A 26,511-nucleotide genomic window follows, 5' to 3' on the forward strand; every position below is an offset into this window, starting at 1 on the left:
ATAACGCTATATTCAATTTGACGCCACACTTTATATACCAATAATTAGTAAACACCTTTCATTGCGCGTTTTACTATTGGAGAAATGAACAACAGAATAACACCAATGACTACGGCAACTAAACCTGAGTACATAAAGTAATCACTTTGATTTATTTTTGTGTATACAACAACAAGTTGAGCGTTAAGGCCTTGAGCTGTGGCATTACTTAACATCCATAAGCTCATCATACGTGCAGTAAAAGTGAGTGGTGCAAGTTTCGTAGTAGTTGATAAACCGACAGGTGATATGCATAATTCGCCGATGGTAATTAATAAGAAACTTAATACGAGCCATAATGGATTGACTAACTCGTTACCCGTTGCCAACGGGATTATCATGATTAAATATGAAAAACCAGCGATAATAGCACCGTAAGCAAATTTATGAACTGTAGGTGGGTTACGTTTACCTAACTTCATCCATAATGTTGCAAACACTGGTGCTAATAGCACAATAAAAATTGGGTTTAATGATTGCGCCCATGAAGCTGGTATTGAAAAATCAATTAATCCATTGGTTAACACTGACATTTCTAATTGTGTTTTTTTATCAGCAAATGTTGCAAGTATCGTCGCTCCTTGTTCTTGAATCATCCAAAATGCAACAGATGTAATATATAATGGTACATAGCTGTATACACGAGAACGTTCATCTTTCGTAACATCTTTACTCACAATCATATTGATAAATATGTATATCGGTAACACAATCCCTAAAATTGTGATTAAGAAGCTAAAGTTACCTAATGTAAGTGCGTCGTTTAAATGTAGTATAAATAAATAGATTAAAAACAATACGATGACCACAGTAGTAATTAAGGTGAATTTTTTGATTTCTGGTTTAGTTAACGGTTTTGGTACATTACGACCTGCAAGACCTAGATATTTTTTACGTTTTAATGCGTAAACTACTAACCCACAGAACATACCAATGGCTGCTGCTAAAAAACCAGCATGGAAACTGATTCTAGTTTGTAAATAGCCTGTGATTAATGGCGCAAATAGACTACCAAAGTTGATCCCCATATAAAATAAAGTGAACGCTGCGTCTCTTCTAACATCATTTCGTTCATACAATTCTCCGACAGTTGTTGAAATATTTGGTTTTAGTAATCCGGTGCCGGCAATAATTACGCCTAAAGCGATAAGTACAACTGTTAAATTATTCGGTAATGACAGTAAAATATGGCCAATCATGATGAGGAATCCACCGTAGAAGACCGCATTTTGGGTACCAGTAATTCGGTCTGCAATCCAACCCCCGATAATGCCTGACATATAAATTAACGTACCGTATATTGCAACAATTTGCATGGCAACGCTTTGTGGTAACGCAAAACCGCCATCTGCTACTGTGTAATATAAGTAGTAAATTAAAATGGCCTTCATACCATAGTAACTGAATCTCTCCCAAAATTCAGTGAAGAATAAAGTGCTTAGCCCTTTTGGATGCCCGAAGAAACCTTTGTTTGGAATATCTTTCATAATTTCTTCGTGCGTATAATTAGTTTTCTTCATAATTTCCCTCCCCTTTAACGATTGGATACATTCTATACTGTATTTATTCAAATAACAAGTATAATATGAAATAAATTAAAATATATTCAAGGAATTCGATAGTTAAATGAACTGAGATGAAAAAAATAAGCCGAGACGTAAATCATAATGTCTCGGCCATAAATATTGTATAGTCAGTAGATGACTAAAATTAAAATGTAAACTATCTTTTCTAAAAACTATTTTTAACGTACTATTTTTTACTCAAGAGTCTTGGTTCTTGGATTCCTGATTCCTGAGCTAGTAGTGTTTATGCATGAGCCTAAGCGTGTGTAAGGGCATAACTTAACTTTTTGTTTTTAGCCACCTCTGCCGCGATAATCTCTCGAAACTAATTTAAAATATGAGTTCAATTTTGTTTACTTATTCATATTATTTTAACGGTTATCTATTTTCTCTGGGTAAAGATCGTGATTCATCAAACGATGTTCAGCCATTTTTTCGTATTTAGAGTCAGGACGACCATAGTTTGTATAAGGATCAATAGAGATGCCACCGCGAGGGGTGAATTTACCCCAAACTTCAATATAATGCGGATCCATTAACTCGATAAGGTCATTCATAATAATATTCATACAATCTTCATGAAAGTCACCATGATTTCTGAAGCTAAATAAATATAATTTTAAAGATTTAGATTCTACCATTTTAACGTTTGGTATATAAGAAATATAAATTGTAGCAAAATCGGGTTGACCTGTAATAGGGCATAAAGATGTAAATTCAGGGCAATTAAATTTAACAAAATAATCACGGCCTTGATGCTTGTTATCGAAAGACTCTAAAACATCTGGGCGATAATCGAAATCATATTTATTGTTTTGGTTTCCTAGTAAAGTAATATCAGTTAAATCTTCTTGATTGCGTCCTTCAGACATAATACGCGCTCCTTTAATATTTAGATTTTTGTTCTTTTTTTTGAATTGTTAATGGTTGACGTCTTGCTTTTTCAAACATGTAATAACTTGCACCTATGATAATAGCGTAACCTAGAATGGCATAGAAATCTGGAGATTCTCCGAATAAAATAAAGCCAAATAATGCTGTGAAGATAATAGACGCATACGTAAATATTGAAATATCTTTAGCTGGCGCGAAACTATATGCTAAGGTAATACCAATTTGGCCAGCTGCCGCCGCTAGTCCAGCGCCTATCAAATAAATGACTTGCATAGTAGACATTGGTTCGAATGTGAACATTGTAAATGGAATGAGCACTATAATAGAAAAGAATGAAAAGTAAAATACAATTGTATAAGGTGCTTCTCTATTACTTAATGCGCGAACACACGTATAAGCACTTGCAGCAAAAATACCTGAGAATAACCCACCAATAGCTGGTATCATTGATGAAGAAAATTCTGGTTTTACAACGAATAACATACCAAAAATGGCTACAATCATTGCAATAAATTGATAGTTTCGAACTTTTTCATTTAAGAAAATTAAACTAAGTAGAATAGTCCAAAAAGGATTTAATTTCATTAAAGTATCTGCATCACTTAAAATCATATGGTCAATTGCATATATATTTAATAGTACGCCAATTAATCCTAGTGCAGAACGAGAAATTAATAATGGTTGGCTACTTAATTTACCAAAAAGCGGTTGTTTGTATTTAAAAATAAAATATAAAGGTATAAACATTGCAACTAAATTTCTAGCCAATGACTTCTGAAAGACAGGGAGATCTCCAGCTAATCTAAAAAAAACAGACATAAAGCTAAAGCCAATTGCAGAAATTAGAATAGCAATAATACCTTTCATTTTTGGATTCACATATATCGCCTCAATTTTAATAATTTAACGTATCTATATTAGCATAGTTAATTAGATTATGTATATATGCTTGAAACGAGAGAAAAAATATAATACGCTACTAATACGAACAAACGTTCTTTTTGTTGAGGTTGAAATGAGAAAAAAGCTCGAAGCTATTTAAAAGTATCATCAATTAAAAAATAAAATATATAAAACGCAATATACCACATTGAATGGATCAACGTGCGTACATCAAGGGCTACAGAAGAATTGAAAAAAGCAAGCATTGTGACTCTAAAAATGATAAAAAATTTTTTGAACAATGAAAAAATGATTTTAAGGTTGAATTGGTGCCATTTTCATTCTCTTTTCATCATTTTGTCATAAATTAAAGGCTTTTAATCAGTCGATGAGTTATGTATAATGAAACACATAATATAGTATTACTGTTAGAGACGAAACACTATATATTGTGTTTCAATAGACAGTCAATTTATTTATAATAAATCAAATTTAAAGTAAAATCACACAGTTTTAGGCTTTGAATAATGACAAATAAGGCATTAATACTTAAATGTTGAGTTTTTACATACCTACTTAATAGAATTAAAAGTTACTATATATAGTGGTTACTTCAATCATTTAAAACATATTAATATTATACCTCGAAAGCCTTTCGATTTTCCATTTTACATATGTCTATTTAGAAAGAAGGTGATCCAATGAAAGTGGTATATTTTTCATTTTCCGGCAACGTGCGTAGATTTATTAAACGAACTGAACTAACTGACGTTATGGAACTCACGCAGAATAATTGTTCTGAGAGAATAGAGGAGCCATTCGTTTTGGTCACTGGAACAATAGGATTTGGTGAAGTGCCCCAACCAGTTCAATCATTTTTAGATGTAAATGAAGATTTATTAAAAGCTGTTGCAGCAAGCGGAAATCGTAACTGGGGACAAAATTTCGCGAAAGCTGGACGATCTATTTCGGAACGCTATCAAGTTCCATTGCTATTGAAGTTTGAAGTACAAGGTACAGCAAATGATGTAAATGAATTTAAAGAGAAGGTGGGTAATTTCAATGAAGATTATGGACGAGAAGAAATACAATCATATTGAATTAAATAATGAGGTTACAAAGCGTAAAGAGAATGGTTTCTTTAATTTAGAAAAAGATCAAGAAGCGTTAGCAGTTTATTTAGAAGAAATTCAAGATAAAACGATTTATTTTGATAGTGAAATTGAACGCCTTCGTTATCTTGTAGATAATGACTTTTATTTTGATGTTTTCGAAAAATACGCTGAAGCAGATTTGGTGGAAATTACAGATTATGCTAAAAGTATTCCGTTTCGTTTTGCAAGCTATATGTCAGCTAGTAAATTCTTTAAAGATTATGCATTAAGAACAAATGACAAATCTCAATTCTTAGAAGATTACAAGCAACATGTTGTCATTGTCGCGCTTTATTTAGCAAATGGACATAAACCTACAGCTAGACAACTTATTTCAGCTATGATTGAACAACGTTATCAACCAGCAACACCTACATTTTTAAATGCTGGTCGTGCGCGTCGTGGTGAACTCGTATCATGTTTCTTATTGGAAGTAGATGATAGTTTAAATTCAATTAACTTTATCGATTCCACAGCTAAACAATTGAGTAAAATTGGTGGCGGCGTTGCGATTAACTTATCTAAATTACGTGCAAGAGGTGAAGCGATTAAAGGCATTAAAGGCGTAGCCAAAGGTGTCTTACCAGTTGCAAAATCTCTTGAAGGCGGCTTTAGTTATGCAGATCAATTAGGCCAACGTCCCGGCGCGGGTGCTGTATATTTAAATATCTTCCACTACGATGTTGAAGAATTTTTAGATACTAAAAAAGTGAACGCAGATGAAGACTTACGTTTATCAACGATTTCTACTGGATTAATCGTACCTTCAAAATTCTTTGACTTAGCTAAAGAAGGTAAAGATTTTCATATGTTCGCGCCGCATACAGTTTACAATGAGTACGGTGTTACACTAGATGATATTAATTTAGATGAATATTATGATGATTTAGTTGCTAATCCAAATGTTGATAAAAAGAAAAAAGATGCTCGTGAAATGTTAAATATGATTGCTCAAACACAACTACAATCTGGGTATCCATATTTAATGTTTAAAGACAATGCTAATAAAGTGCACCCAAACTCTAATATTGGTCAAATTAAAATGAGCAACTTATGTACTGAAATTTTCCAATTACAAGAAACTTCTATCATTAATGACTATGGTATGGAAGATGAAATTAAACGTGATATTTCATGTAACTTAGGTTCTTTAAATATTGTTAACGTTATGGAATCAGGGAAGTTTAAAGACTCAGTGCATACAGGCATGGACGCGTTGACTGTAGTGAGTGACGAAGCTGATATACAAAATGCGCCGGGCGTTAGAAAAGCCAATAGTGAGCTTCATTCAGTCGGCTTAGGTGTTATGAACTTACATGGCTATCTTGCTAAAAACAAAATTGGCTATGAGTCGGAAGAAGCTAAAGATTTTGCTAATATATTCTTTATGATGATGAATTACTATTCACTTGAAAGATCAATGCAAATAGCAAAAGAAAGACAGGAAACGTTTAAAGACTTTGATAAGTCAGATTATGCAAATGGAAAATATTTCGAATTTTATACTTCGCAATCATTTGAACCGAAATACGAAAAAGTACGTAAATTATTTGATGGTTTAGAAATCCCAACGCCTGAAGATTGGAAAGCATTGCAAAAAGAAGTTGAAACTCACGGTTTATTCCATGCTTATCGTTTAGCGATTGCACCGACTCAAAGTATTTCATATGTGCAAAATGCTACAAGCTCTGTTATGCCTATTGTAGACCAAATTGAACGTCGTACTTATGGCAATGCGGAAACATTTTATCCGATGCCATTCCTATCACCAGAAACAATGTGGTACTATAAATCAGCATTTAACACTGATCAAATGAAGCTAATTGATTTAATTGCAACGATTCAAACACATGTGGATCAAGGCATTTCTACAATTCTTTATGTTAATTCAGAAATATCTACACGTGAATTATCTAGATTATACGTTTATGCGCATCATAAAGGATTGAAATCTTTATATTACACTAGAAATAAATTATTAAGTGTTGAAGAATGTACGAGCTGTTCAATATAAAATGTAACTTTTGTATTAATGATAACGAGCGTTGATAAGAATGGAAATAGCATATGCTTTAAGTAGGTAAAGTTAAAGTGTATTAAGAGAATGAATTTCAAAGTAATATATACCGAGTTTTTCGAAATTTATTCTTTTTGCAAAGGGGAGGAAATCTAGATTTAAATCTAGATTTCTGCCCCGTTTTCTGTAAGTCACTTATTAATTAAATATTTACTAGATAGGGGAATTATCTAAATGAAAGCAGTCAATTGGAATACTCAAGAAGATATGACAAATATGTTTTGGCGACAAAATATTTCACAAATGTGGGTAGAAACTGAGTTTAAAGTATCAAAGGATATTGCAAGTTGGAAGACATTATCTGATGAAGAAAAAAATGCATTCAAAAAAGCATTAGCTGGTTTAACTGGTTTAGACACACATCAAGCAGATGATGGTATGCCTTTAATCATGTTACATACAACAGATTTACGTAAAAAGGCTGTGTATTCTTTTATGGCAATGATGGAACAAATTCATGCTAAAAGTTATTCTCATATTTTTACTACATTATTACCATCTAGCGAAACTAATTATTTATTAGATAAATGGGTGTTAGAAGAACCACACTTGAAATTTAAATCAGATAAAATTGTAAATAACTATCATAAACTTTGGGGCAAAGAAGCCTCAATTTATGATCAATACATCGCTCGTGTATCAAGTGTTTTTCTAGAAACATTTTTATTCTATTCTGGTTTCTATTATCCATTATATTTAGCTGGACAAGGAAAAATGACGACGTCAGGAGAAATCATTCGTAAAATTTTATTAGATGAATCTATTCATGGTGTGTTTACTGGTATGGATGCACAAAGTTTACGTAATGAATTATCTGAAAGTGAAAAACAACAAGCTGATCAAGAAATGTACAAACTACTAGATGAATTATATAAAAACGAAGTTTCTTATACTCAGTCGTTATATGATGATATTGGTTTAACTGAAGATGTGCTGAATTATGTGAGATATAATGGTAATAAAGCACTATCTAACCTTGGATTTGATCCGTATTTTGAAGAAAAAGAATTTAACCCAATTATCGAAAATGCTTTAGATACATCCACAAAAAACCATGATTTTTTCTCTGTTAAAGGCGATGGATATACTTTAGCGCTAAATGTTGAAGCACTACAAGACGAAGATTTCATATTTGAAGATTAAGTGAAAGTCACATAAATATAATTATAATAATTAAAAAACCCATCCTTTCTATTGGCTATTAATAGATTGGATGGGTTTTTATTGCAGATTATTCATTTATTAAGCTAATTATTTGTACAAACTCAGTAGTAGCTATTGAATTTACATATAAAGATGATAAAATTTAATTATAAACGTTGATAATGATTATCATCGCCAATGAAATATAAAAGTTTATGAAAGGATTATATACTCACTATGAAATTTTTATTAAATGGTGTGGTCTTATCTATTATTTTATTCATCTTAACTATCCTTTCTTTATTTATCGGTGTAAGTAAGGTGTCGATTACTGATATTTTTCATTTATCCCAAGAGCAAATTAATATCATTGTATCTAGTAGAATACCTAGAACAGTTAGTATATTAATTTCAGGAAGCACTTTGGCACTTTCGGGTCTCATTATGCAACAGATGATGCAAAATAAATTTGTAAGTCCTACGACTGCAGGAACGACCGAATGGGCTAAGTTAGGCATATTGATATCAATGATTTTTTTTCCACAAGAAAATATTATCATTAAATTAATATTCGCTGTGATCTTAAGTATTGGTGGAACATTTATATTTGTGAAATTAGTTCAATATATACGTTTTACAGATGTTATTTTTATTCCGTTATTAGGTATTATGCTCGGTGGTATTGTGTCTAGTTTTTCAACATTTACAGCGTTAAAAACCAATACAGTTCAAAGTATTGGAAACTGGTTAAATGGCAATTTTGCAATCATCACCAGTGGAAGATATGAAATATTATACTTAAGCATCCCATTACTAATTCTTACATACATATTTGCCAATCATTTTACAATTGCTGGCATGGGGAAAGATTTTAGCAATAATTTAGGGGTTAATTATGAAAAAATAATTAATATTGGTTTATTTATCACAGCAACGATTACTGCGTTAGTAGTTGTTACTGTTGGAACTTTACCTTTCTTAGGATTAATAGTTCCGAATATTGTGTCAATTTTTAGAGGAGACCACTTGAAAAACGCATTGCCTCATACGGCCATGTTAGGCGCTGTTTTTGTTATGTTTTCAGATATAATCGGCAGAATTATAGTATATCCGTACGAAATTAACATCGGATTAACGATAGGTGTATTTGGCACTATTATTTTCTTGATTTTGCTGATGAAAGGACGACATGATTATGCAAATTAGCGCTAAGACAAAATTATTTATTTTAATAGCAATAACGCTGTTAGCAGCTGGACTCTATCTTGTTATAGGTATTGATTTTGATATTTTCCAATATCAATTTTCTAGTCGATTAAGAAAACTTATTCTTATGGTGTTAGTTGGAGGGGCAATAGCTGCATCAGTAGTTATCTTTCAAGCAATTACCAATAACCGACTGTTAACGCCTTCAATTATGGGGCTGGATGCAGTATATATGTTTGTTAAAGTTCTAATTGTTTTTGTATTTGGTGTTCAATCAGCTTTAGTAACTAACTTGTATTTGAGCTTTGCGATTACATTAATTGTTATGGTTGCTTTTTCATTATTATTATTCCAAGGCATTTTTAGAATAGGAAACGTATCAGTTTATTTTATTTTGCTAGTCGGTGTCATTCTAGGTACTTTCTTTAGAAGCATTACTGGATTTTTAGAGCTTATCATTAACCCAGAAGATTTTCTAGCAGTCCAAAGTGCTATGTTTGCAAACTTTGATGCTTCTAATAGTAAATTAGTAACATTATGCGGCATCATATTAATTATATTGGTGTTCATTACAGTGATAGCCATACCTTACCTAGATGTGCTTTTATTAGGTAAAGACCAGGCTATTAATTTGGGCATTTCTTATAAGCGGTTAACACGGCTATTGCTCATTCTTGTGGCAATATTAGTATCAATTTCTACTGCGCTTGTAGGGCCAATTACATTTTTAGGTTTATTAACAGTAAACTTAGCACATGAATTGATGAAAACGTATGAACATAAATATATACTGCCTGCAACAATTTGTATTAGTTGGTTAAGTTTATTTATTGCACAAGGTGTCGTAGAAAATTTATTCGAAGCAACAACGCAAGTAAGTATTATTATTGATTTAGTAGGTGGTTCTTACTTTATCTATTTATTGATAAAAAGGAGACATGCAAATTGATTAGTGTACAAGGTCTTAATAAAACGATTCAAGATAAAGCGATTTTAAAAGAGATAAATGTTGATATAAATAAAGGTCGATTGACCTCTATAATTGGGCCTAATGGGGCTGGTAAGAGTACACTGCTCTCAGCTATTACGCGACTTATAGATTTTGAAGATGGTGGTATAGAAATAGAGAATAAATCTATTTCAGATTATAAAAGTAATGAATTAGCTAAAAAACTATCTATTTTAAAACAATCTAACCATACAGAATTGAATATTACGGTCGAACAATTAGTTAATTTTGGGCGTTTTCCATACTCAAAAGGACATTTAAAACAAGAGGATAAAGAACAAGTTGAATACGCGTTAGAATTGTTACAGCTTAAAGAAATCAGACATCGCTATTTAAAAACACTTTCTGGAGGCCAACGCCAACGTGCATATGTTGCGATGACCATAGCCCAAGATACTGATTATATATTGTTAGACGAACCGCTAAACAATTTAGATATGAAACATTCAGTTCAAATTATGCAGACGCTACGTCAACTTGCGAAGTCACTGAATAAAACTATTGTTGTAGTAATACATGACATTAACTTTGCCTCATGTTATTCAGACGATATCATTGCGCTCAAAGATGGCGAAGTCATTAAAGCGAGTACTAAGGATGATGTGATTCAATGCGACACATTGAGAGAATTATATGAAATGGAAGTCCAAATCGAACAAATTCGAGGCCAACGTATTTGTATTTATTTCGATGAATTAACAACAGACCAAGAATTATCGTTAGTAGAATCTGTATGATGTACAAATAGATATATTCATTGAAAGGAGTGATGCACCTGTAACGTTGTTTAACTTTTTAGGTGTATAAAAGGGACAAACCATTAGGATTTCAGGAGGAGTAAGCACATGAAAAAATTTGCTTTATTGTTAGTAGTAGGATTAATGTTTTTATTAGTAGCATGTAGTAATGGTGGATCAGATGATAAAAAATCATCAGATACTAAATCAGATAATGAAGATTCAAATAAAACTGTAAAAATTGAAAATAAATATCAAGCGAGTGGGGAAAAGCGTGACGGTAGTGACGCTAAAGAAGTTAAAGAAACAGTTGAAGTACCTACAAACCCTAAAAATGCAGTTGTATTTGACTATGGTACATTAGATACATTAAAAGAATTGGGTGTCGAAGATAAAGTTAAAGCAGTTCCTAAAGGTGAAGGAAATAAATCACTACCTGATTTCTTAAGTGATTTTAAAGACGAAAAATACTTAAACACTGGTAGCCTGAAAGAAGTTAATTTTGATAAAGTTGCAGAAGCTAAACCAGAAGTTATCTTCATATCTGGACGTACAGCAAATCAAAAAAATCTTGATGAATTTAAAAAAGCAGCTCCTGATGCAAAAGTAGTATACATGGGCGCTGACGATAAAGATGAAGTGAAATCATTAAAAGACAATGCTGAAAAATTAGGTAAAATTTATCAAAAAGAAGATAAAGTTAAATCTATAAATAAAAAATTAGATGACAAAATTTCAAGCATCAAAGATAAAACTAAAGACTTAAAAGACGAAAAAGCAATGTTCTTATTAGTTAATGAAGGTGAACTATCTACATTTGGATCTGGTGAACGTTTTGGTGCAATGATTTTTGATACAATGGGCTTCACAGCAGCTGATGACAATATCAAAAATAGTAAACATGGACAAAACGTGACAAACGAATATATTTCAGAGAAAAATCCAAATATTATCTTTGCTATGGACCGTGGACAAGCCATTGGTGGTAAGTCAACTGCTAAACAAGCGTTAAGTAACGATGTTATTCAAAACGTTGATGCAATTAAAAATGACAAAGTTTATGAATTAGATCCAAAACTTTGGTACTTTGCAAGTGGTTCAACGACTACAGCAATCAAACAAATTGACGAAGTAGAAAAAGCATTAGATAAAAAATAAAATAGACATTAAGTGGGGACTGTCTAAAGTATGACTTTTTAAAAGCAGCAGTGAAGAATCGATAAATATGATTTTTCACTGCTGCTTTTTTACGCATTAACAAGGGGGAGGATGAAGTTATAGCTGGCATATGTTCATAAAAATTCAAAATGGGCTCAAAATTAGCTTCTAAGTTGCATATAATATGCGTATGCGTTAACCAAGTCAGAAAAAGCATTTATATTAAATGTTTCATTATTCGTTCTCAATAATTAAGAGCATAAATACTTATTGGAAAATTTGATAGCTTTACTAACTTTCTAGTTGAGCAGTTCGATAATAAAATAATGTGAAAACTTGTATAATGAATTAAAATACGAGAAAGGTAGGATGTCAATGATTTTAGATAATGTAAACCCAAATGATTTGTTTCCAACAGAGAAGAAAGGGCCAAGCGTGTTAGGTACAATTGAATACTCAGTACAAGGTACTTCTGAATTTGAAGGGGCATTTATAGCTACCAATGAGCGAATTATTCTAAATGTGGATATGAATGGAGAATTTTATTATAGAAATATTGGATATGATGAAGTAGAAAATATTACATATGAAGATGGCCAAATTCATTTCACATTTAATATCGGTCTTATGCCAATGAAAGCGATACAAAAGGGCGATGCTGAGGCGTTCGTACAATATGTTAATGATAAAATAGAATAGATATTTGACTAGAATATCTGAGGCAAATTAAATCGTTTATGCAACATTTAAAGCCAAATGTTTAAAGTTTAAAATAAATAAAAAAGCGCAGACAGAAACCTAATTTTTAAATTGGGTCTTGTTGCGCTATTATTAAAAGGTAACGAGTAACAGAATACAAAAGCCCAAGTGCTTGATTGTATACAAATTACTAATTGTATCTGACGATAGCATGGGCACACCTGGGGCATTCATTTGTGTTCCAGATTTTTTATTTTGTCATTATTTATATTTCAAAATAAGTACTGTAATGGTATTTACATCGATTATTGAAATGCGCATCGCAGTTTGGGCACGCTTCAATAAGCATATATTCATTGATTGTCATCTCGTATTTGCATACACCACATAAAATAGCCTTCGTATCAAATTCATCAGCAGACCATCTTTTTATCGCGTGAGATACATCTTCATTATGACATTTGTAGCATGGATAATACTTATCACAGCACTTGAATTTGATAGCAATAATATCTAAAGGCGTGTGATAGTGTGTACAACGAGTTTCATTATCTATAGTCGCACCGTAAATTTTGGGTATCATTGACCTGCTCCTATCAATCTGTTGGATGTTCACCAATAATTCTTACTTCAGGGTGAAGTTCAACATCAAATTTTTCTTTAACTGTCTTTTGCACGTAGTGAATTAAATCTTCATAGTCAGTTGCTGTGCCCTTACCCACATTTACCATAAAGCCAGCATGTTTCTTTGATACTTCAACGCCACCTATACGATAGCCTTGTAAATTTGAATCTTGTATCAATTTCCCAGCAAAGTGACCTGGTGGTCGTTGGAAGACACTGCCACAAGATGGGTATTCTAAAGGTTGTTTAGATTCTCTTCTTTCCGTTAAATCGTCCATTTTTGCTTGAATCTCTTTTTTAACGCCAGGCGCTAACGTAAATGCAGCTTCTAATACCACTAAGTGCGCTTTCTGAACGATACTATTTCGGTAATCTAATTCAAGTTCCTTATTGGTAAGTGTAATTAAATCACCTTTGTTATTAACACATAGTGCATAATCAATACAATCCTTGACTTCGCCGCCATATGCGCCTGCGTTCATAAATACAGCGCCGCCTATAGAGCCTGGAATACCACATGCAAACTCTAAACCAGTGAGCGCATAATCGCGTGCAGTACGGGATACGTCAATAATCGCAGCGCCACTACCTGAGATAATCGCATCGTCAGATACATCGATATAATCTAGCTGAAGCAAACTAATTACAATACCTCTGATGCCACCTTCACGTATAATGATATTTGATCCATTGCCTAAATAAGTAATAGGAATATCATTTGTGTATGCAAAGTGAACTATGGCTTGAACATGTTCATTTTGAGTTGGAGATAAATAATAGTCAGCTTGTCCTCCTGTTTCTGTATATGTATAACGTTTTAGAGGTTCATCTACTTTTATAATTTCTTTTGGGACAATCGATTCTAATTCTTTTAAGATGTCATCTTTATGCAATTATAGAACATCCTTTCCTGTTGAATTCATTTATATATTATACCAATGATTTACCATATTTGTTAAATAGTATAAAGGATAATTTGAAATATTTATTTTGAAAGTTAATAAGCTGACTTACGATTTAAGTTATAAATAATTATTTTTGGTTTCTAGGTCATTCATTGTTTAGCTGCCGTAACAATTGGTTAAAAAGCGCTTGTTTTGATTTTTATAAATACGTATTTGTAATACATCATTGGCTAAAGAATATTTTTGTTCACCAAAATGTGTTGCTAAAGATGGGTTGGCTTATAGAAAATCATTTGTTTTTAAATAATCATCATAAAGATTTGAGTGTTTTTGAATAATATGTAACCGTACGGTTTGTTTTAAGTCAATTAAATTATTAAATTTAGCCATGATTACTTTTTTATTATATGGATGATGTAGCCTATAAAACCCTTCATAAATCAAGCGTTTTTCACCTAAAGAAGTAATGTCATGTAAATGATTGACACCGGCTAAAATATCTAAAATAGGCTCTGTTGGATAATTGAAATGGCTCGTCTCACCTATGTGATGCGTTGATCGGATTGGCGTATCTAACAGATTAAATAACTTATGGCTTAGCGCCTCATATTGTTTTATAAAATTTTGCTGAACATCGTCTTTGATAAAAGGTTGAACGTCAGAATGCATTGAATTAAAACACTCCTTTAAATATGAATATTTAATTGTTAAACTGTAAATTCTGAAATAATATATCATATATTATTTTCAAGTCAAATAAGTTTCTGTATAATACAAAATGATAAGGAGTGCAGAAATGAAAAAAATAATATGCTTTATTTTATTAGTGTGTGTTTCTGTAGTACTTGTAGCTTGCGGACGCGAAGGTGCAAATGAATTTAAAGATTTTGATAGCACGCTAAGCGATGTGAATAACAAAGAAAAAGCGTTCAATAAAACAATGGATTCAATTGATTTGAGCTATATCGATGATTTAAGTAAAACAGATATGACGGATAAAAACAAAAAAGAATTCAATCAATTACAAAACAAGTTAAATAGCAAGTTAATGCCTAAACTTGAGGCTTATGATAAAGCTGCTAAAAAGTTACCAGCAGAATCAGAAGAAACTAAAGAATTAAAAGCTGAATACTTAGAAGCGGTTAAAAAGAAAAAAGACGCAATTAATGAAGTTAAAAACTTTGTAGATTTATATAATCAATCAGTTAAAGCGAATGAAGATATATTAGATTATACAAAACTCTTTGAGAAAAACAGATCACAAGTAGAAGATAATATGGAAAAAGCTAATAATGCTGGTGAAAATGTAAAAGATTTTAAACATAAATTAGAACAGAATAATAGAGATTTGAAACTTACTGCAGAAAAACAATCCAATATGATGGATGCTAAAGCAGAAAAGAAAACAATAGAGACACAAATTATGCCGCTCATAAATAAACAAATTAAAGATTTAAACAAGGCAGAGATTACAGATGGCTATGTCAACGATGCACGTAAAAATACGATTGAAATGTACTATAGTCTACAAAATTATTATGAAACTAGAGAAGAGACAATTGAAATTGGTGAATCATTGGCTAAAATCGACATCAATAAATTACCTCAAGAAAGCAAAGATTTGGAGCCATATGATAAGAAGTTTAATGAGAAATATGCCGATATAAAAGATAAATATCAAAAATAAATGATCTAGTTAAGTCATAAGATTTAGAATAAACTGTTAACAATAAAAAGGTATTTGTGTATAATTGGAAACAATGATATGTGAATATCGTTGGAATTTCACACTTTTAGAAACGATATGGTGTGTTAAATATTTTTAGAGGTGAATAGAATGGCTATAAAGCTGAGTTCGATTGACCAGTTTGAGCAAGTTTTAAAAGAAAATAATTATGTGTTTGTGTTGAAACATAGTGAAACATGCCCGATTTCAGCAAACGCGATGGATCAATTCAACAAATTTTTATATGAAAGAGATATGGATGGCTATTATTTAATTGTACAACAAGAAAGAGATTTATCAGATTACATTGAAGAAAAAACAAAAGTGAAGCATGAATCGCCACAAGCATTTTATTTTGTGAAGGGACAAGCGATTTGGAATGCTGATCACGATCATATTAATGTCAAATCTTTAGCAGATGCTGAAGAATAAAAAATAAATACGTTAAAATGAAACGCTTGTTGGACTCTAATTAACATTGAGAAGTTTAACAAGCGTTTCTTATAATGTGAAAAAAAGTCTTAGGACATGTATAATAAGTAGTTGAATTAGTAAAAAAGTTTAGGAACAGTGCGTTCAATTTTATATATGATTATTTTACTAAATAAACATGTAATATATCATATACACTCGCTATGCCTAAAACCATACTAGAAATCGTGATGGTTTATAAGTTGTGTGGAGAATAGTTTGATAAAATCAATTGCATGTTTTGAGTAATTTTCATCATATCAACTACTGATATGGTGTGGTTTAGATGTTATCTCGAATCCCTACGATTAGAATAATGAGGTGCGTATTTTTTATAAAAAATGCACATGGATGAAAGAGAGTGTTTTCAAAAAAAGGCTATAGTCTAGCCTGATTGAAAATCTATCTAACTTTGAAGCGTAAAATAATAAAAATTGGATTAAAATGTACCAAGTATTTGAAATTCAACAATATAATGATAAAAGTAAGATTTAGTTAATTATACTACATAAAGTCTAAATACATTATATTAAAATAAAATACAGTTAACGATGTATATTAATATTAGAGGTGACAAAATGAAAGTATTAGTGGCAATGGATGAATTTAATGGTATTATATCTAGCTATCAAGCTAATCGTTATGTGGAGGAAGCAGTAGCTAGTCAAATAGAGAAAGCTGACATTGTACAAGTACCTTTATTTAATGGTCGACATGAGCTTATGGATTCAGTTTTTTTATGGCAATCTGGGAGGAAATATAGAGTGGCTGCACATGATGCAGATATGAATGAAGTAGAAGCTGTCTATGGCATTACAGATAATGGAATGACGATTATTGAAGGCAATTTGTTTTTAAAAGGACAAAAACCTATAAAAGAACGAACAAGTTTTGGTCTGGGTGAAGTAATCGAAGATGCTATTGATAACGGCGCTGAGCATTTAATCATTTCTCTTGGAGGTATTGGTAGCTTTGATGGTGGAGCTGGTATGCTACAAGCACTAGGTGTTAGGTTCTTTGATGATGAAGCTGAAGTGGTTGATGTTACGCAAGGTAGTCAAGTTTTAAAATATATTCGTCGTGTTGATATGTCTCAAATCAACCCTAAGTTGAAAGATATGCGCATTCAACTAATGTCAGATTTTGATAGTAAATTATATGGTAAAAACAGTGAAATTATGCAAACGTATGAAACATATCATGTTACACATCAAGAAGCTGCTGAAATTGATAATTTAGTTTGGTATTTAAGCGAGATATTTAAAGCAGAGCTGAAAATCGCGTTAGGTCCCGTTCAAAGAGGTGGAGCTGGCGGCGGTATCGCTGCAGTATTCAATGGACTATATGGTGCTGAAATTATGACAAGTCATGAATTAGTAGACCAAATAACGCATTTGGACACTTTAATACAACAAGCGGATTTAATTATATTTGGTGAAGGTGTGAATGAAGCTGATCAAATTTTAGAAACGACAACAGTGCGTTTAGCAGAACTGGCTACGAAACATGAAAAACCTTCAATAGCAATTTGTGCAACAGATGATAAATTCGATTTATTTGAATCAATGGGCGTGACAGCAATGTTTAACACGTTTATTGAAATGCCAGAAACATTTACAGATTTTAAAATGGGTATTCAAATTAGACATTATACGATTCAAGCGATTAAGCTATTAAAAACGCAATTTGATGTAAACCAATAATAGCTTAAGAGGCTATCACTGATAATAGCCATATAGATGAGTGAGACGAACAAGTATGATTAAAAATTTAAAATGATAAGTCAACCAATTTTTTGAATGGTTAGAAGAACTATTAGGATTACTCGTCAAGTTGCTTTCAAACCTATTGAAAAAGGGTTCATATGGTCAGAAAAGGATTATGTTTTAAATTAGTTTTGGCTTAAATATTATTTAGTAGAAGCGTTATAACATTCAAATTTTGAAAAATCATAAGTTACACACGATGATAAAGTTATAATCTATAACACCTTATTTATTTTGTACAACTGCGCGCCACGCTTTTATAGCGTGTTTAATAAATAATGTAGTATAGATATGCTAGAAGTTGAGACATCAATCTCATCATTCAGCCCCAAAATATTTCTAACACAAGGAATTTTTGGGGCTTGTTTTATGTCCCTTCATATTATTTTGCTCCTTTAGGACACGGCCTTCCTGCAGGTGCTTCACAACCGAAACGATTTTTTAAACTACATATCATTATCACAGATTTTTTATTACAAAAATAAGATACTTTGTATAATTTAATAAACATCACTAAACTAAATTAGCGAAGCGCGGTACGTATAATAGTCATAACATGACTCAATTTACATTAACACTGGAAACTTCAATTTTAACTTCTACTAAAGATATACCACGCTATGTAAATAACATTATTGAAGCAACACTTGAAAACGAATTCGACAAATTGCAACATCATCGTGAGGCATCTGTTTAACATTCAAAAATCATGCTGAAAATTATGCTATACGCTTATACACGAACTGTGTTTTCTAGTCATAAAGTAAAAAAGTTACTCAATGAGAGTATTAGAATGGTGGGGCGCTTTCAAAATCAAACACTTCATATAAATCAACCAGTTTTAGATTGAATTCATAAACTGACATTTGGTTAACATCACTTTTTATTTAATTTCATTAAAAATGGCTGACTACGTACCGAATGGTAGGAAGTCAGCCTAGTTAACAACTTTAATTATTTAATTGTACTCTTTTTTCTATTCATTCTTACTGAAAGGGACCAATAAAATCATACCATAGAAATATAGATTTTATCCCACTCGTTATTTCTCATAAGTTTGTACGACTTCTTGTGCTATACCAATAATAACGCGAACTGCTTTTTCCATGACGTCGATTGAAGCATATTCGAAAGGACCATGGAAATTATCACAGCCAGTGAAGATATTTGGTGTTGGAAGTCCCATAAATGATAATTGGGATCCGTCTGTACCTCCACGAATAGGCTCGGTATTAGCTGGAATGCCTAATTTACTAAAGACACGTTTAGGAATATCTATGACGTGTGGATTTGGCTTAATTTTTTCGCCCATATTGTAATATTGATCGTTCATTTCAATTTCAATTGGTTCATCTTCAAAGTGACTGTTGATATCATTTTGAATTTCCACTAAACGTTTTTTACGTAAATCAAATTTAACGCTATCATGGTCACGAATAATGTAGTAAAGTTTTGCTTGTTCAACATCACCATCAAACTTCATTAAGTGATAGAAACCTTCATAGCCTTCGGTACGCTCAGGAACTTCATTTTGTGGTAATAGCGTATTGAATTGTTGACCTAAAAGCACAGCGTTAACCATTGCATCTTTGGCAGAACCTGGATGAACGTTGACACCATGACAAGTGACAATCGCTTCTGCAGCATTGAAGCTTTCGTATTGTAATTCTCCAAATTGGCTGCCATCCATTGTATAGGCAAAATCAGCATTGAAACGTTCGACATCAAAGGCATGTGGACCTTTACCAATCTCTTCATCAGGTGTAAAAGCTACTCTAATTCGACCATGTTTGATTTCTGGATGCATCGTTAAGTATTTTAAAGCCTCCATAATTTCAACTACGCCAGCTTTATCATCTGCACCTAACAATGATGTACCATCAGTAACCATTAATGTGTGTCCCTCTACTTCTTTCATAGCAGGGAATACATCCTGACTTAAAGTACGATTTGTTTCTCCAAGTTTTATGGGTTGCCCGTCGTAACTTTCAATAATTTGTGGATTAACGTTTGTAGCGTTGAAATCTGGAGAAGTATCAACATGTGCTAAAAATCCTACAGTAGGAAGTTCTTGGTCAACATTACTTTCTAATGTTGCAAATAAATAACCATTTTCATCCATATCTGTTTCTAACCCTAAGTCTGTGATTTCATCATTTAATAAATTCAATAAATCCCACTGTTTTTGAGTGGAAGGTGTTGAATTAGATTGTGGATCAGATTGTGTATCAATTTTTACATATCTTGTAAGCCTATCTATAATATCGTTTTTCATTAAAAACACCCCTTATGCTCTGTTATTCATATTATACGACTTCTTATATATTTTACCATGCATTTTACCGTAATGCTGTTTAATACGCGTATAGATGTAGTATATAATCTCGGCGCATAAAATACCAAAAGCAATGGCGCCTGAAATCAGTGTTACCTCAAGAAAAGTATTTACAGCATGGGTATATTGGTTACTCACTAAGAAACGTGTAGCTTCATATGCAAGTCCACCAGGAACAAGTGGAATAATCCCAGGCACGATAAAAATAATGACGGGCCGTTTATAACGTCTACTCATCGTGTGACTCATAATAGCTAAAATAAAACTACCTAAAAATGAGGCCATTACTTTACCTAATTCTAAATCAAATGTCACTTTATAAATAATCCACCCCATAGCGCCAACGAAACCACAAGCTAAAAGGAGACGTCGGGGTGCATTAAAAATAACAGAAAATAGCATCGTTGCTAGATAACTAATTATAAATTGTAAAACATAGTAGCCAATGACCATACAAGCACCCCTTTTAAAATATTAATAAAACGATTGCAACGCCAGCACCAATAGCAAATGATGTTAGTGCTGCTTCTACACCACGTGACATGCCAGCAAGTAATTCCCCCGCCATGAGATCTCGAATTGCGTTTGTAATTAAAATACCAGGTACAAGAGGCATAACGCCGGCTATGGTGATAATATCTTGGTTTTCTGTTAGGCCAAATTTTGAAAATGTGGCCGCTATCATAATAACAACGGCAGCACTGATAAATTCTGAAAAGAATTTTATTTGAATATAGCGCTGCACAAAATCAAATGTTAAAAATGCGCCAGCTCCTGCAAGTATAGCAAAAAAGAAATCATTTATAACGCCACCGAACATAAATAAGAAAAATCCACATGCAATAGCAGCTGCAAAGAATTTAGTGACAGATGAAAATTGTAATGACGCGTGGTGTAGGTGAATAAGTTCTGATTTTGCTTCATCTATACTCAATTGATTACTTGAAATTTTTCGAGATAAGCTATTAGTTAATGCAATTTTTTCTAAATCAGTAGTCCGCTCACGTATACGTATTAATCTAGTGTTCGTGCGATTATTAAGTGAAAATATAATCGCAGTAGATGTCACGAAACTATATGTATCATCCAAACCGAAACTAGCGGCAATTCGTGTCATCGTATCTTCTACACGATAAGTTTCTGCACCACTTTCAAGCAAAATTCTGCCTGCAATGAGTACAACATCAATTACTTTATCTTCATCGATGATAGTGATTGAATCGGTCATAGCTTTGCACCTCCTAAGTAGTTCATAAATGAATAAAAAGTTTACAATATACGCATGCAACTTTCATTCGTGTTTCATCTGTATAGATGGTTTTTATAATTACCTTCTATATTGTAACAAACTTAAATTTAGAAATGATATGTTTTACATTTGATTTTAAAAGCATATGTGCCCAAGAAGACTATTGTTTTAAATAGCATTCATTGATATTTTCATTATATAACACAAAAAGGGCCGAAACATAAAGATGTTTCGGCCAGATATAGTACAAGTAAGGGATAGGGATGGCTGGAATGAAAATGTAATTTCTGTCTTATTCCTAGCACGATCAATTTAAAACAAATCGTTCATTTTAATAATCCAACAAAATTCAATGCCTTTTATCATTATATTATTCGAGCGTTATAGCTTAACAATAGGGTTGAACATAACTTGGTTGCGGCCTTCATTTTTAGCCATGTGTAACATATCATCCGCGACTTTAAAGACTGTACGTTGAGATTTATAATCATCTTTGGTTAGATAACCGACACCGATAGAAACAGATAATTTAATAACTTCTTTATTTGGCAAGTGGAACGTTGATTGTTCAACCCCTTTACGGATGCTTTCGCTCAATTTTACACATTGATCTAATGTATAGTCATATAAAACTACAGAAAACTCTTCGCCCCCGTTACGATAGATACTAAACTGTTGTGGGACGTAATTTTTTAACAATTGGGCGATTTGTCTTAACACTGCGTCGCCAGAATCATGTGAGTACGTGTCGTTCACGTCTTTAAATCCATCTATGTCAATAAGTAATAAACCTAAACTTTCACCATTTTTCTCAGCAATACGCGTCGTTTCGTTTAAATGTCTATCGAATTCTTTGACGTTGCCTAACCCCGTTAGATAATCAAATCTATCTTCGTTTTCGTATCGATTTACTAATGAGAAGAAATGCCAAATGTCCACGAACGTAATCGAAGAAGTGATAGTTAAGATGAAAGATAATGGAATTAAATATAATACTTCTTTAAATTCATAATAAGGACTGATAAATGACAAGATGATAAAGATAACTAACGTAATTAAGTTGAGAATCTGTAACGAGATAATATCATTTTGTTTTAAAAATGGTCCGACTGCGCCTACAATTATAGCAATAACAATGAGTATCATTGCGCTAATGATGGTATAATCACCAATTAATACGTTGACGAGAGAAACTATAAATGCTGCTAGCACTGTATAAACCATGTTTGTATATCTACCTAAAAATAGAATAGGAACAAAAGATAAGTAAAGTACATATTCATGGAAAATAGGTATTGGTTTTATGGTTAATAACAACGCTACAATTGTCATTAAAATTGTGACATATTCTTTTGAAAATACCATGTTTTTATTTTCTGAGTACTGTAAACGATGGAATAAATAGATGCCTGCGACAGTAACCGCAATATTGTAAATAATAGCTTCAAACATTTCCTTACGCTCCTTTAAATAAACACTTAGTTATTGTAAGTGAAAAGTTACATTTTGTCATCATTGATATATAGATATTAATAACATTTGTTTAAAATTCATGTTAAAATGTTAATTTGAGTGATTATAAAATAAATAATTTGATTATTCTATAAAAATACTAAGTTACGAGTTATTTTGCTCTAACCACCACATTACTATTTGTATTAGCAAAAGTACATCATGTATTATAGAATTAATGAGATTGTTCATAGCATCACTCAATAAAAATAAATTTTATTATGGCATAAAACACACTATGTGTATTCATTATAAATAAAATTTCGTATTTGAAATATATAGATAATTGATATTTAAATTCAATTTTTAAAGACTTAAATTAATGAAGGTGAACTGATGTATACATTATTATTAATCATTTTTTCAATGATTGTCAGTTTAATACTTACACCCATTGTTATCAAAGTTTCACATAAATTAGGGGTTGTAGATCAGCCTAATTTTAGAAAAGTACATAAAAACCCAACCTCTGTGCTTGGAGGTACCGTTATACTTCTTTCTTTTTTACTAGGTATTTGGTTGGGACATCCAATCGAAACAGAAGTGAAACCACTTGTCATTGGGGCAGTATTAATCTACTTAGTAGGATTAATAGATGATATCTATGATCTGACGCCAATAATTAAATTATTAGGGCAAGTGATTGCAGCATTAGTTGTAGTATACTATGGTGTAACCATTGATTTCATATCTTTACCAATTGGGCCAACCATACATTTTGGTATATTAGGTATTCCTATTACTGTCGTTTGGATTGTAGCGATTACCAATGCGATTAACTTAATCGATGGGTTAGATGGGTTAGCTTCTGGTGTAGCAACTATCGCTTTAATGACTATTGGGTTTATAGCTATATTACAAGCAAATATATTTATCATGATGATTTGTAGTGTGCTAATTGGTGCACTATTAGGGTTCTTATTCTTTAATTTTCATCCTGCTAAAATATTTTTAGGTGATAGTGGTGCATTGCTAATCGGATTTATAGTGGGCTTCCTTTCACTCTTAGGTTTTAAAAATATTACGTTTGTGTCTTTATTTTTCCCAATTGTTATTTTAGCTGTTCCATTTATTGATACGCTGTTTGCTATGATTCGACGCGTGAAAAAAGGTCAACATATTATGCAAGCAGACAAATCACATTTGCATCATAAATTGCTAGAATTGGGGTATTCTCATCGTCAAACGGTTATCCTTATTTATTCTATCGCATTGTTATTTAGTCTTTCGAGTATCATCTTATACTTATCACAACCGTGGGGCGTACTTATGATGCTCATTCTAATACTAATTACAATCGAACTTATCGTAGAGTTTACAGGATTAATAGATGATGATTACAAACCACTATTGAAATTAATTGAAAATAAAGATAGGCATAAAGAAAAATAAATAATGACATACCATAAAAAGTAACCGGCAATTTCAACAGAATTTGAAATTACCGGTTATTTTAAATGTTAATTGAACTAACTATATGATAAAACATCTTTTTTATACCGGTTAGTTTGTTGGTATATCAAATGGTAATTGAACCATATCTTGTTTAATCAGGCCATACTTACCTGAAGTAATGCTATTTAAAAATGAGATAAATGATTCATACTCTGCTTCAACTACATCTATTTGATAGCTGACCTTATCAGTATACTGCGTTTCCCTTAAGAAAAAAGATGTCCGTTCTAACTCATATTCAAACTTACCAGTAAGGTCGTAATCTATCGTTACAGTCGTAGGTATAGCTGAACGGAGTGCAACGCGACCTATATCATAAATGACATCTCTCACCGCGCCACTGTAAGCCCGAATTAAACCGCCACCCCCTAGTTTGATTCCTCCAAAATAACGTGTTACAACGACACAAACGTTATGTACTTCAAGTTTTTTTAATACTTCTAGCATCGGTATGCCAGCAGTTCCACTTGGTTCACCATCATCATTTGCTTTTTGAATGTTCATTTGATCACCAACAGTATAAGCTGAGCAATTATGTGTTGCTTCGTGATGTTGTGATTTTATAGATTTTATAAAATTTTTGGCTTCTGCTTCAGTTTCAACAGGTTGAATATGGGCGATAAATCGCGATTTGCTAATTACATTCTCTATTGTATGTGCTTCTTTTATTGTAATGATTGCTTCGTCCATGTCTAATCACTCCAGTCATAGTATACATCAATTCATTATATCGTATTATACACTGTTATGAATTGGAGTTTAATGTAAAAATAAATTTTCTTTTAATATAAAATAATGTATCATAGTTGTGAGTATAATTGAGGAGGATTATGATGAAAATTGCTGTGTTATCAGATTCAACGAGTTATCTGTCTCAAACATTAATTGATAAATATAATATAAAAATTGCTCCGTTAAGTGTAACTTTTGACAATGGTGAAAATTTTGTGGAAAATGCATCGATTTCAGCAGATGAATTCTATGAAAGAATGAAATCATCTAAAACAATTCCTACGACAAGTCAACCAGCGATTGGCGAATTTATAACGAATTTTGAAAAGTTACGTGATGAAGGCTATACAGATGTTATTTGTGTCTTTCTTTCTGCAGGTATTAGTGGTAGTTACCAAACTGCTACACAAGCAGGGGAAATGGTAGAAGGTATCGATGTTCATACATTCGACTCGAAAATTTCAGCAATGGTACAAGGAAGCTATGTACTTCGCGCAATTGAAATGATAGAACAAGGTTATGAACCAATAGAAATTATCGACGATTTAAAAGCGATGCGTGCAGAGACAGGTGCGATATTGATGGTCGATGATTTGAAAAATTTGCAAAAAAGTGGTCGTATTACTGGTGCTCAAGCGTGGATTGGTACAATGTTAAAAATGAAACCTGTCTTAAGATTTGAAGATGGACTTATTTTACCGGATGAAAAAGTACGTACCAAAAAACGTGCATTACAAGAAATCATAAATAAAGTGATACATTTAGTTAAAGATTATGAAGACGTGACTTTATTTGTAATTGGTGGCGATATTAAAGAAGATGCAGACTGGATGTATAACGAATTACAAGAAAAATACCCGCAATATAAAGTTCACTACTCTCATTTAGGGCCTGTTATAGCAGCGCATCTAGGTTCTGGCGGTATGGGTTTAGGGTACACTGGTAGAGCAATTCGTTTAGATTAATATATATTAAAAAATGGTTAGATATTTTATAGAGCGGAGGATGAAATTAAAAGTGAATACTTAATTTCTAATCCGCTTTTTTGTTTGGAGGTTATAAGAGATTAAATACTATGGAAGAGTGATTCATAATCGAGCATTATTAACTGGAGAACATGTGAAACAAATTTCTAAGGGGGTGACGCTTAAGCATGGAAGATGGATTTGTTCA

25 protein-coding genes are annotated in these 26,511 nt (G+C 32.2%); 14 read left to right on the forward strand and 11 right to left on the reverse strand.

Features of this window, described 5'->3' with window-relative positions:
* Nucleotides 1-44 precede the first annotated feature (44 nt).
* The 3 genes from KA900_RS01095 to KA900_RS01105 form a co-directional block, all read right to left on the reverse strand.
* Entirely contained in the window at nt 45-1,559 is a 1,515-nt protein-coding gene (locus tag KA900_RS01095) for a peptide MFS transporter (protein ID WP_096810706.1), read from the reverse strand.
* Between the two features lie 416 nt (nt 1,560-1,975).
* Complete coding sequence (gene queF / locus KA900_RS01100; protein ID WP_096810705.1) at nt 1,976-2,476, reverse strand: preQ(1) synthase; 501 nt, start codon at nt 2,474-2,476, stop codon at nt 1,976-1,978.
* A 13-nt stretch (nt 2,477-2,489) separates the two neighbouring features.
* The gene (locus tag KA900_RS01105; RefSeq protein ID WP_096810704.1) at nt 2,490-3,377 is read right to left on the reverse strand and encodes a DMT family transporter; all 888 of its coding nucleotides are present in this window, start codon (nt 3,375-3,377) and stop codon (nt 2,490-2,492) included.
* A gap of 704 nt (nt 3,378-4,081) precedes the next feature.
* Between KA900_RS01105 and nrdI the strand changes: the two genes are divergently transcribed.
* The 8 genes from nrdI (at nt 4,082) to KA900_RS01145 (ending at nt 12,563) form a co-directional block, all read left to right on the forward strand.
* Entirely contained in the window at nt 4,082-4,480 is a 399-nt protein-coding gene (nrdI, locus tag KA900_RS01110; protein WP_096810703.1) for a class Ib ribonucleoside-diphosphate reductase assembly flavoprotein NrdI, read from the forward strand.
* On the forward strand, nt 4,443-6,548 hold the full coding sequence (gene nrdE, locus KA900_RS01115; protein ID WP_103373371.1) for a class 1b ribonucleoside-diphosphate reductase subunit alpha: 2,106 nt from the start codon (nt 4,443-4,445) through the stop codon (nt 6,546-6,548). Before nrdI ends, nrdE begins: the two co-directional genes overlap by 38 nt.
* 237 nt (nt 6,549-6,785) lie before the next feature.
* A complete protein-coding gene (gene nrdF / locus KA900_RS01120) occupies nt 6,786-7,754 on the forward strand; it encodes a class 1b ribonucleoside-diphosphate reductase subunit beta (RefSeq protein WP_096810701.1) in 969 nt (322 codons plus the stop codon).
* A 237-nt stretch (nt 7,755-7,991) separates the two neighbouring features.
* On the forward strand, nt 7,992-8,960 hold the full coding sequence (locus tag KA900_RS01125) for an ABC transporter permease (protein WP_096810700.1): 969 nt from the start codon (nt 7,992-7,994) through the stop codon (nt 8,958-8,960).
* On the forward strand, nt 8,950-9,909 hold the full coding sequence (locus tag KA900_RS01130) for an iron chelate uptake ABC transporter family permease subunit (protein ID WP_096810699.1): 960 nt from the start codon (nt 8,950-8,952) through the stop codon (nt 9,907-9,909). Before KA900_RS01125 ends, KA900_RS01130 begins: the two co-directional genes overlap by 11 nt.
* Nucleotides 9,906-10,706 (forward strand): iron ABC transporter ATP-binding protein, encoded by an 801-nt coding sequence (locus tag KA900_RS01135; RefSeq protein ID WP_096810698.1) that lies wholly within the window; start codon nt 9,906-9,908, stop codon nt 10,704-10,706. Before KA900_RS01130 ends, KA900_RS01135 begins: the two co-directional genes overlap by 4 nt.
* Nucleotides 10,707-10,814: 108 nt before the next feature.
* Nucleotides 10,815-11,864, forward strand: coding sequence for a ferrated catecholamine ABC transporter substrate-binding lipoprotein SstD (locus KA900_RS01140; RefSeq protein WP_096810697.1), 1,050 nt, complete (start codon nt 10,815-10,817; stop codon nt 11,862-11,864).
* A 375-nt stretch (nt 11,865-12,239) separates the two neighbouring features.
* A complete protein-coding gene (locus KA900_RS01145; RefSeq protein ID WP_096810696.1) occupies nt 12,240-12,563 on the forward strand; it encodes a PH domain-containing protein in 324 nt (107 codons plus the stop codon).
* A 265-nt stretch (nt 12,564-12,828) separates the two neighbouring features.
* On the opposite strand, the gene KA900_RS01150 is transcribed toward KA900_RS01145, so the two are convergent.
* The 3 genes from KA900_RS01150 to KA900_RS01160 form a co-directional block, all read right to left on the reverse strand.
* Nucleotides 12,829-13,143 carry a CHY zinc finger protein gene (locus KA900_RS01150; RefSeq protein ID WP_096811237.1) on the reverse strand — a complete coding sequence of 105 codons (315 nt, stop codon included), beginning with the start codon at nt 13,141-13,143 and terminating at the stop codon, nt 12,829-12,831.
* A 16-nt stretch (nt 13,144-13,159) separates the two neighbouring features.
* Nucleotides 13,160-14,080 (reverse strand): UDP-N-acetylmuramate dehydrogenase, encoded by a 921-nt coding sequence (gene murB / locus KA900_RS01155; RefSeq protein ID WP_103373375.1) that lies wholly within the window; start codon nt 14,078-14,080, stop codon nt 13,160-13,162.
* A gap of 291 nt (nt 14,081-14,371) precedes the next feature.
* Nucleotides 14,372-14,761, reverse strand: a complete 390-nt coding sequence (locus tag KA900_RS01160) for a GrpB family protein (protein WP_170006914.1) — start codon at nt 14,759-14,761, stop codon at nt 14,372-14,374.
* Nucleotides 14,762-14,888: 127 nt separating this feature from the next.
* Here KA900_RS01160 and KA900_RS01165 point away from each other — a divergent pair, with 127 nt between their 5' ends.
* The 4 genes from KA900_RS01165 (at nt 14,889) to KA900_RS01180 (ending at nt 18,752) form a co-directional block, all read left to right on the forward strand.
* Entirely contained in the window at nt 14,889-15,779 is an 891-nt protein-coding gene (locus tag KA900_RS01165) for an EMYY motif lipoprotein (RefSeq protein ID WP_103373376.1), read from the forward strand.
* 150 nt (nt 15,780-15,929) lie between these two features.
* A complete protein-coding gene (ytxJ, locus tag KA900_RS01170) occupies nt 15,930-16,250 on the forward strand; it encodes a bacillithiol system redox-active protein YtxJ (protein WP_096810693.1) in 321 nt (106 codons plus the stop codon).
* A 617-nt stretch (nt 16,251-16,867) separates the two neighbouring features.
* A complete protein-coding gene (locus tag KA900_RS01175) occupies nt 16,868-17,992 on the forward strand; it encodes a glycerate kinase (RefSeq protein WP_119487896.1) in 1,125 nt (374 codons plus the stop codon).
* A 619-nt stretch (nt 17,993-18,611) separates the two neighbouring features.
* Nucleotides 18,612-18,752, forward strand: coding sequence for a hypothetical protein (locus KA900_RS01180; RefSeq protein WP_157772556.1), 141 nt, complete (start codon nt 18,612-18,614; stop codon nt 18,750-18,752).
* A 345-nt stretch (nt 18,753-19,097) separates the two neighbouring features.
* Here KA900_RS01180 and pepT read toward each other — a convergent pair whose 3' ends face one another.
* From pepT to gdpS, 4 genes are all read right to left on the reverse strand, one after another.
* Nucleotides 19,098-20,330 carry a peptidase T gene (pepT, locus tag KA900_RS01185; RefSeq protein ID WP_103373377.1) on the reverse strand — a complete coding sequence of 411 codons (1,233 nt, stop codon included), beginning with the start codon at nt 20,328-20,330 and terminating at the stop codon, nt 19,098-19,100.
* A 12-nt stretch (nt 20,331-20,342) separates the two neighbouring features.
* Entirely contained in the window at nt 20,343-20,843 is a 501-nt protein-coding gene (locus tag KA900_RS01190) for a threonine/serine exporter family protein (RefSeq protein WP_096810690.1), read from the reverse strand.
* A gap of 13 nt (nt 20,844-20,856) precedes the next feature.
* A complete protein-coding gene (locus KA900_RS01195; RefSeq protein WP_096810689.1) occupies nt 20,857-21,618 on the reverse strand; it encodes a threonine/serine exporter family protein in 762 nt (253 codons plus the stop codon).
* A gap of 402 nt (nt 21,619-22,020) precedes the next feature.
* Nucleotides 22,021-23,091 (reverse strand): GGDEF domain-containing protein GdpS, encoded by a 1,071-nt coding sequence (gene gdpS, locus KA900_RS01200; RefSeq protein WP_096810688.1) that lies wholly within the window; start codon nt 23,089-23,091, stop codon nt 22,021-22,023.
* Nucleotides 23,092-23,487: 396 nt separating this feature from the next.
* Here gdpS and KA900_RS01205 point away from each other — a divergent pair, with 396 nt between their 5' ends.
* Nucleotides 23,488-24,543: a glycosyltransferase family 4 protein gene (locus KA900_RS01205; RefSeq protein WP_096810687.1), complete on the forward strand. Its 1,056-nt coding sequence runs from the start codon at nt 23,488-23,490 to the stop codon at nt 24,541-24,543.
* A 111-nt stretch (nt 24,544-24,654) separates the two neighbouring features.
* On the opposite strand, the gene KA900_RS01210 is transcribed toward KA900_RS01205, so the two are convergent.
* Nucleotides 24,655-25,296 (reverse strand): YigZ family protein, encoded by a 642-nt coding sequence (locus tag KA900_RS01210; RefSeq protein ID WP_096810686.1) that lies wholly within the window; start codon nt 25,294-25,296, stop codon nt 24,655-24,657.
* 143 nt (nt 25,297-25,439) lie between these two features.
* Here KA900_RS01210 and fakB1 point away from each other — a divergent pair, with 143 nt between their 5' ends.
* Nucleotides 25,440-26,303 (forward strand): fatty acid kinase binding subunit FakB1, encoded by an 864-nt coding sequence (fakB1, locus tag KA900_RS01215; protein ID WP_096810685.1) that lies wholly within the window; start codon nt 25,440-25,442, stop codon nt 26,301-26,303.
* Nucleotides 26,304-26,511: the final 208 nt, after the last annotated feature.

This window comes from Staphylococcus sp. GDY8P120P (genome assembly GCF_017892065.1).
Lineage (GTDB): Bacteria > Bacillota > Bacilli > Staphylococcales > Staphylococcaceae > Staphylococcus > Staphylococcus nepalensis.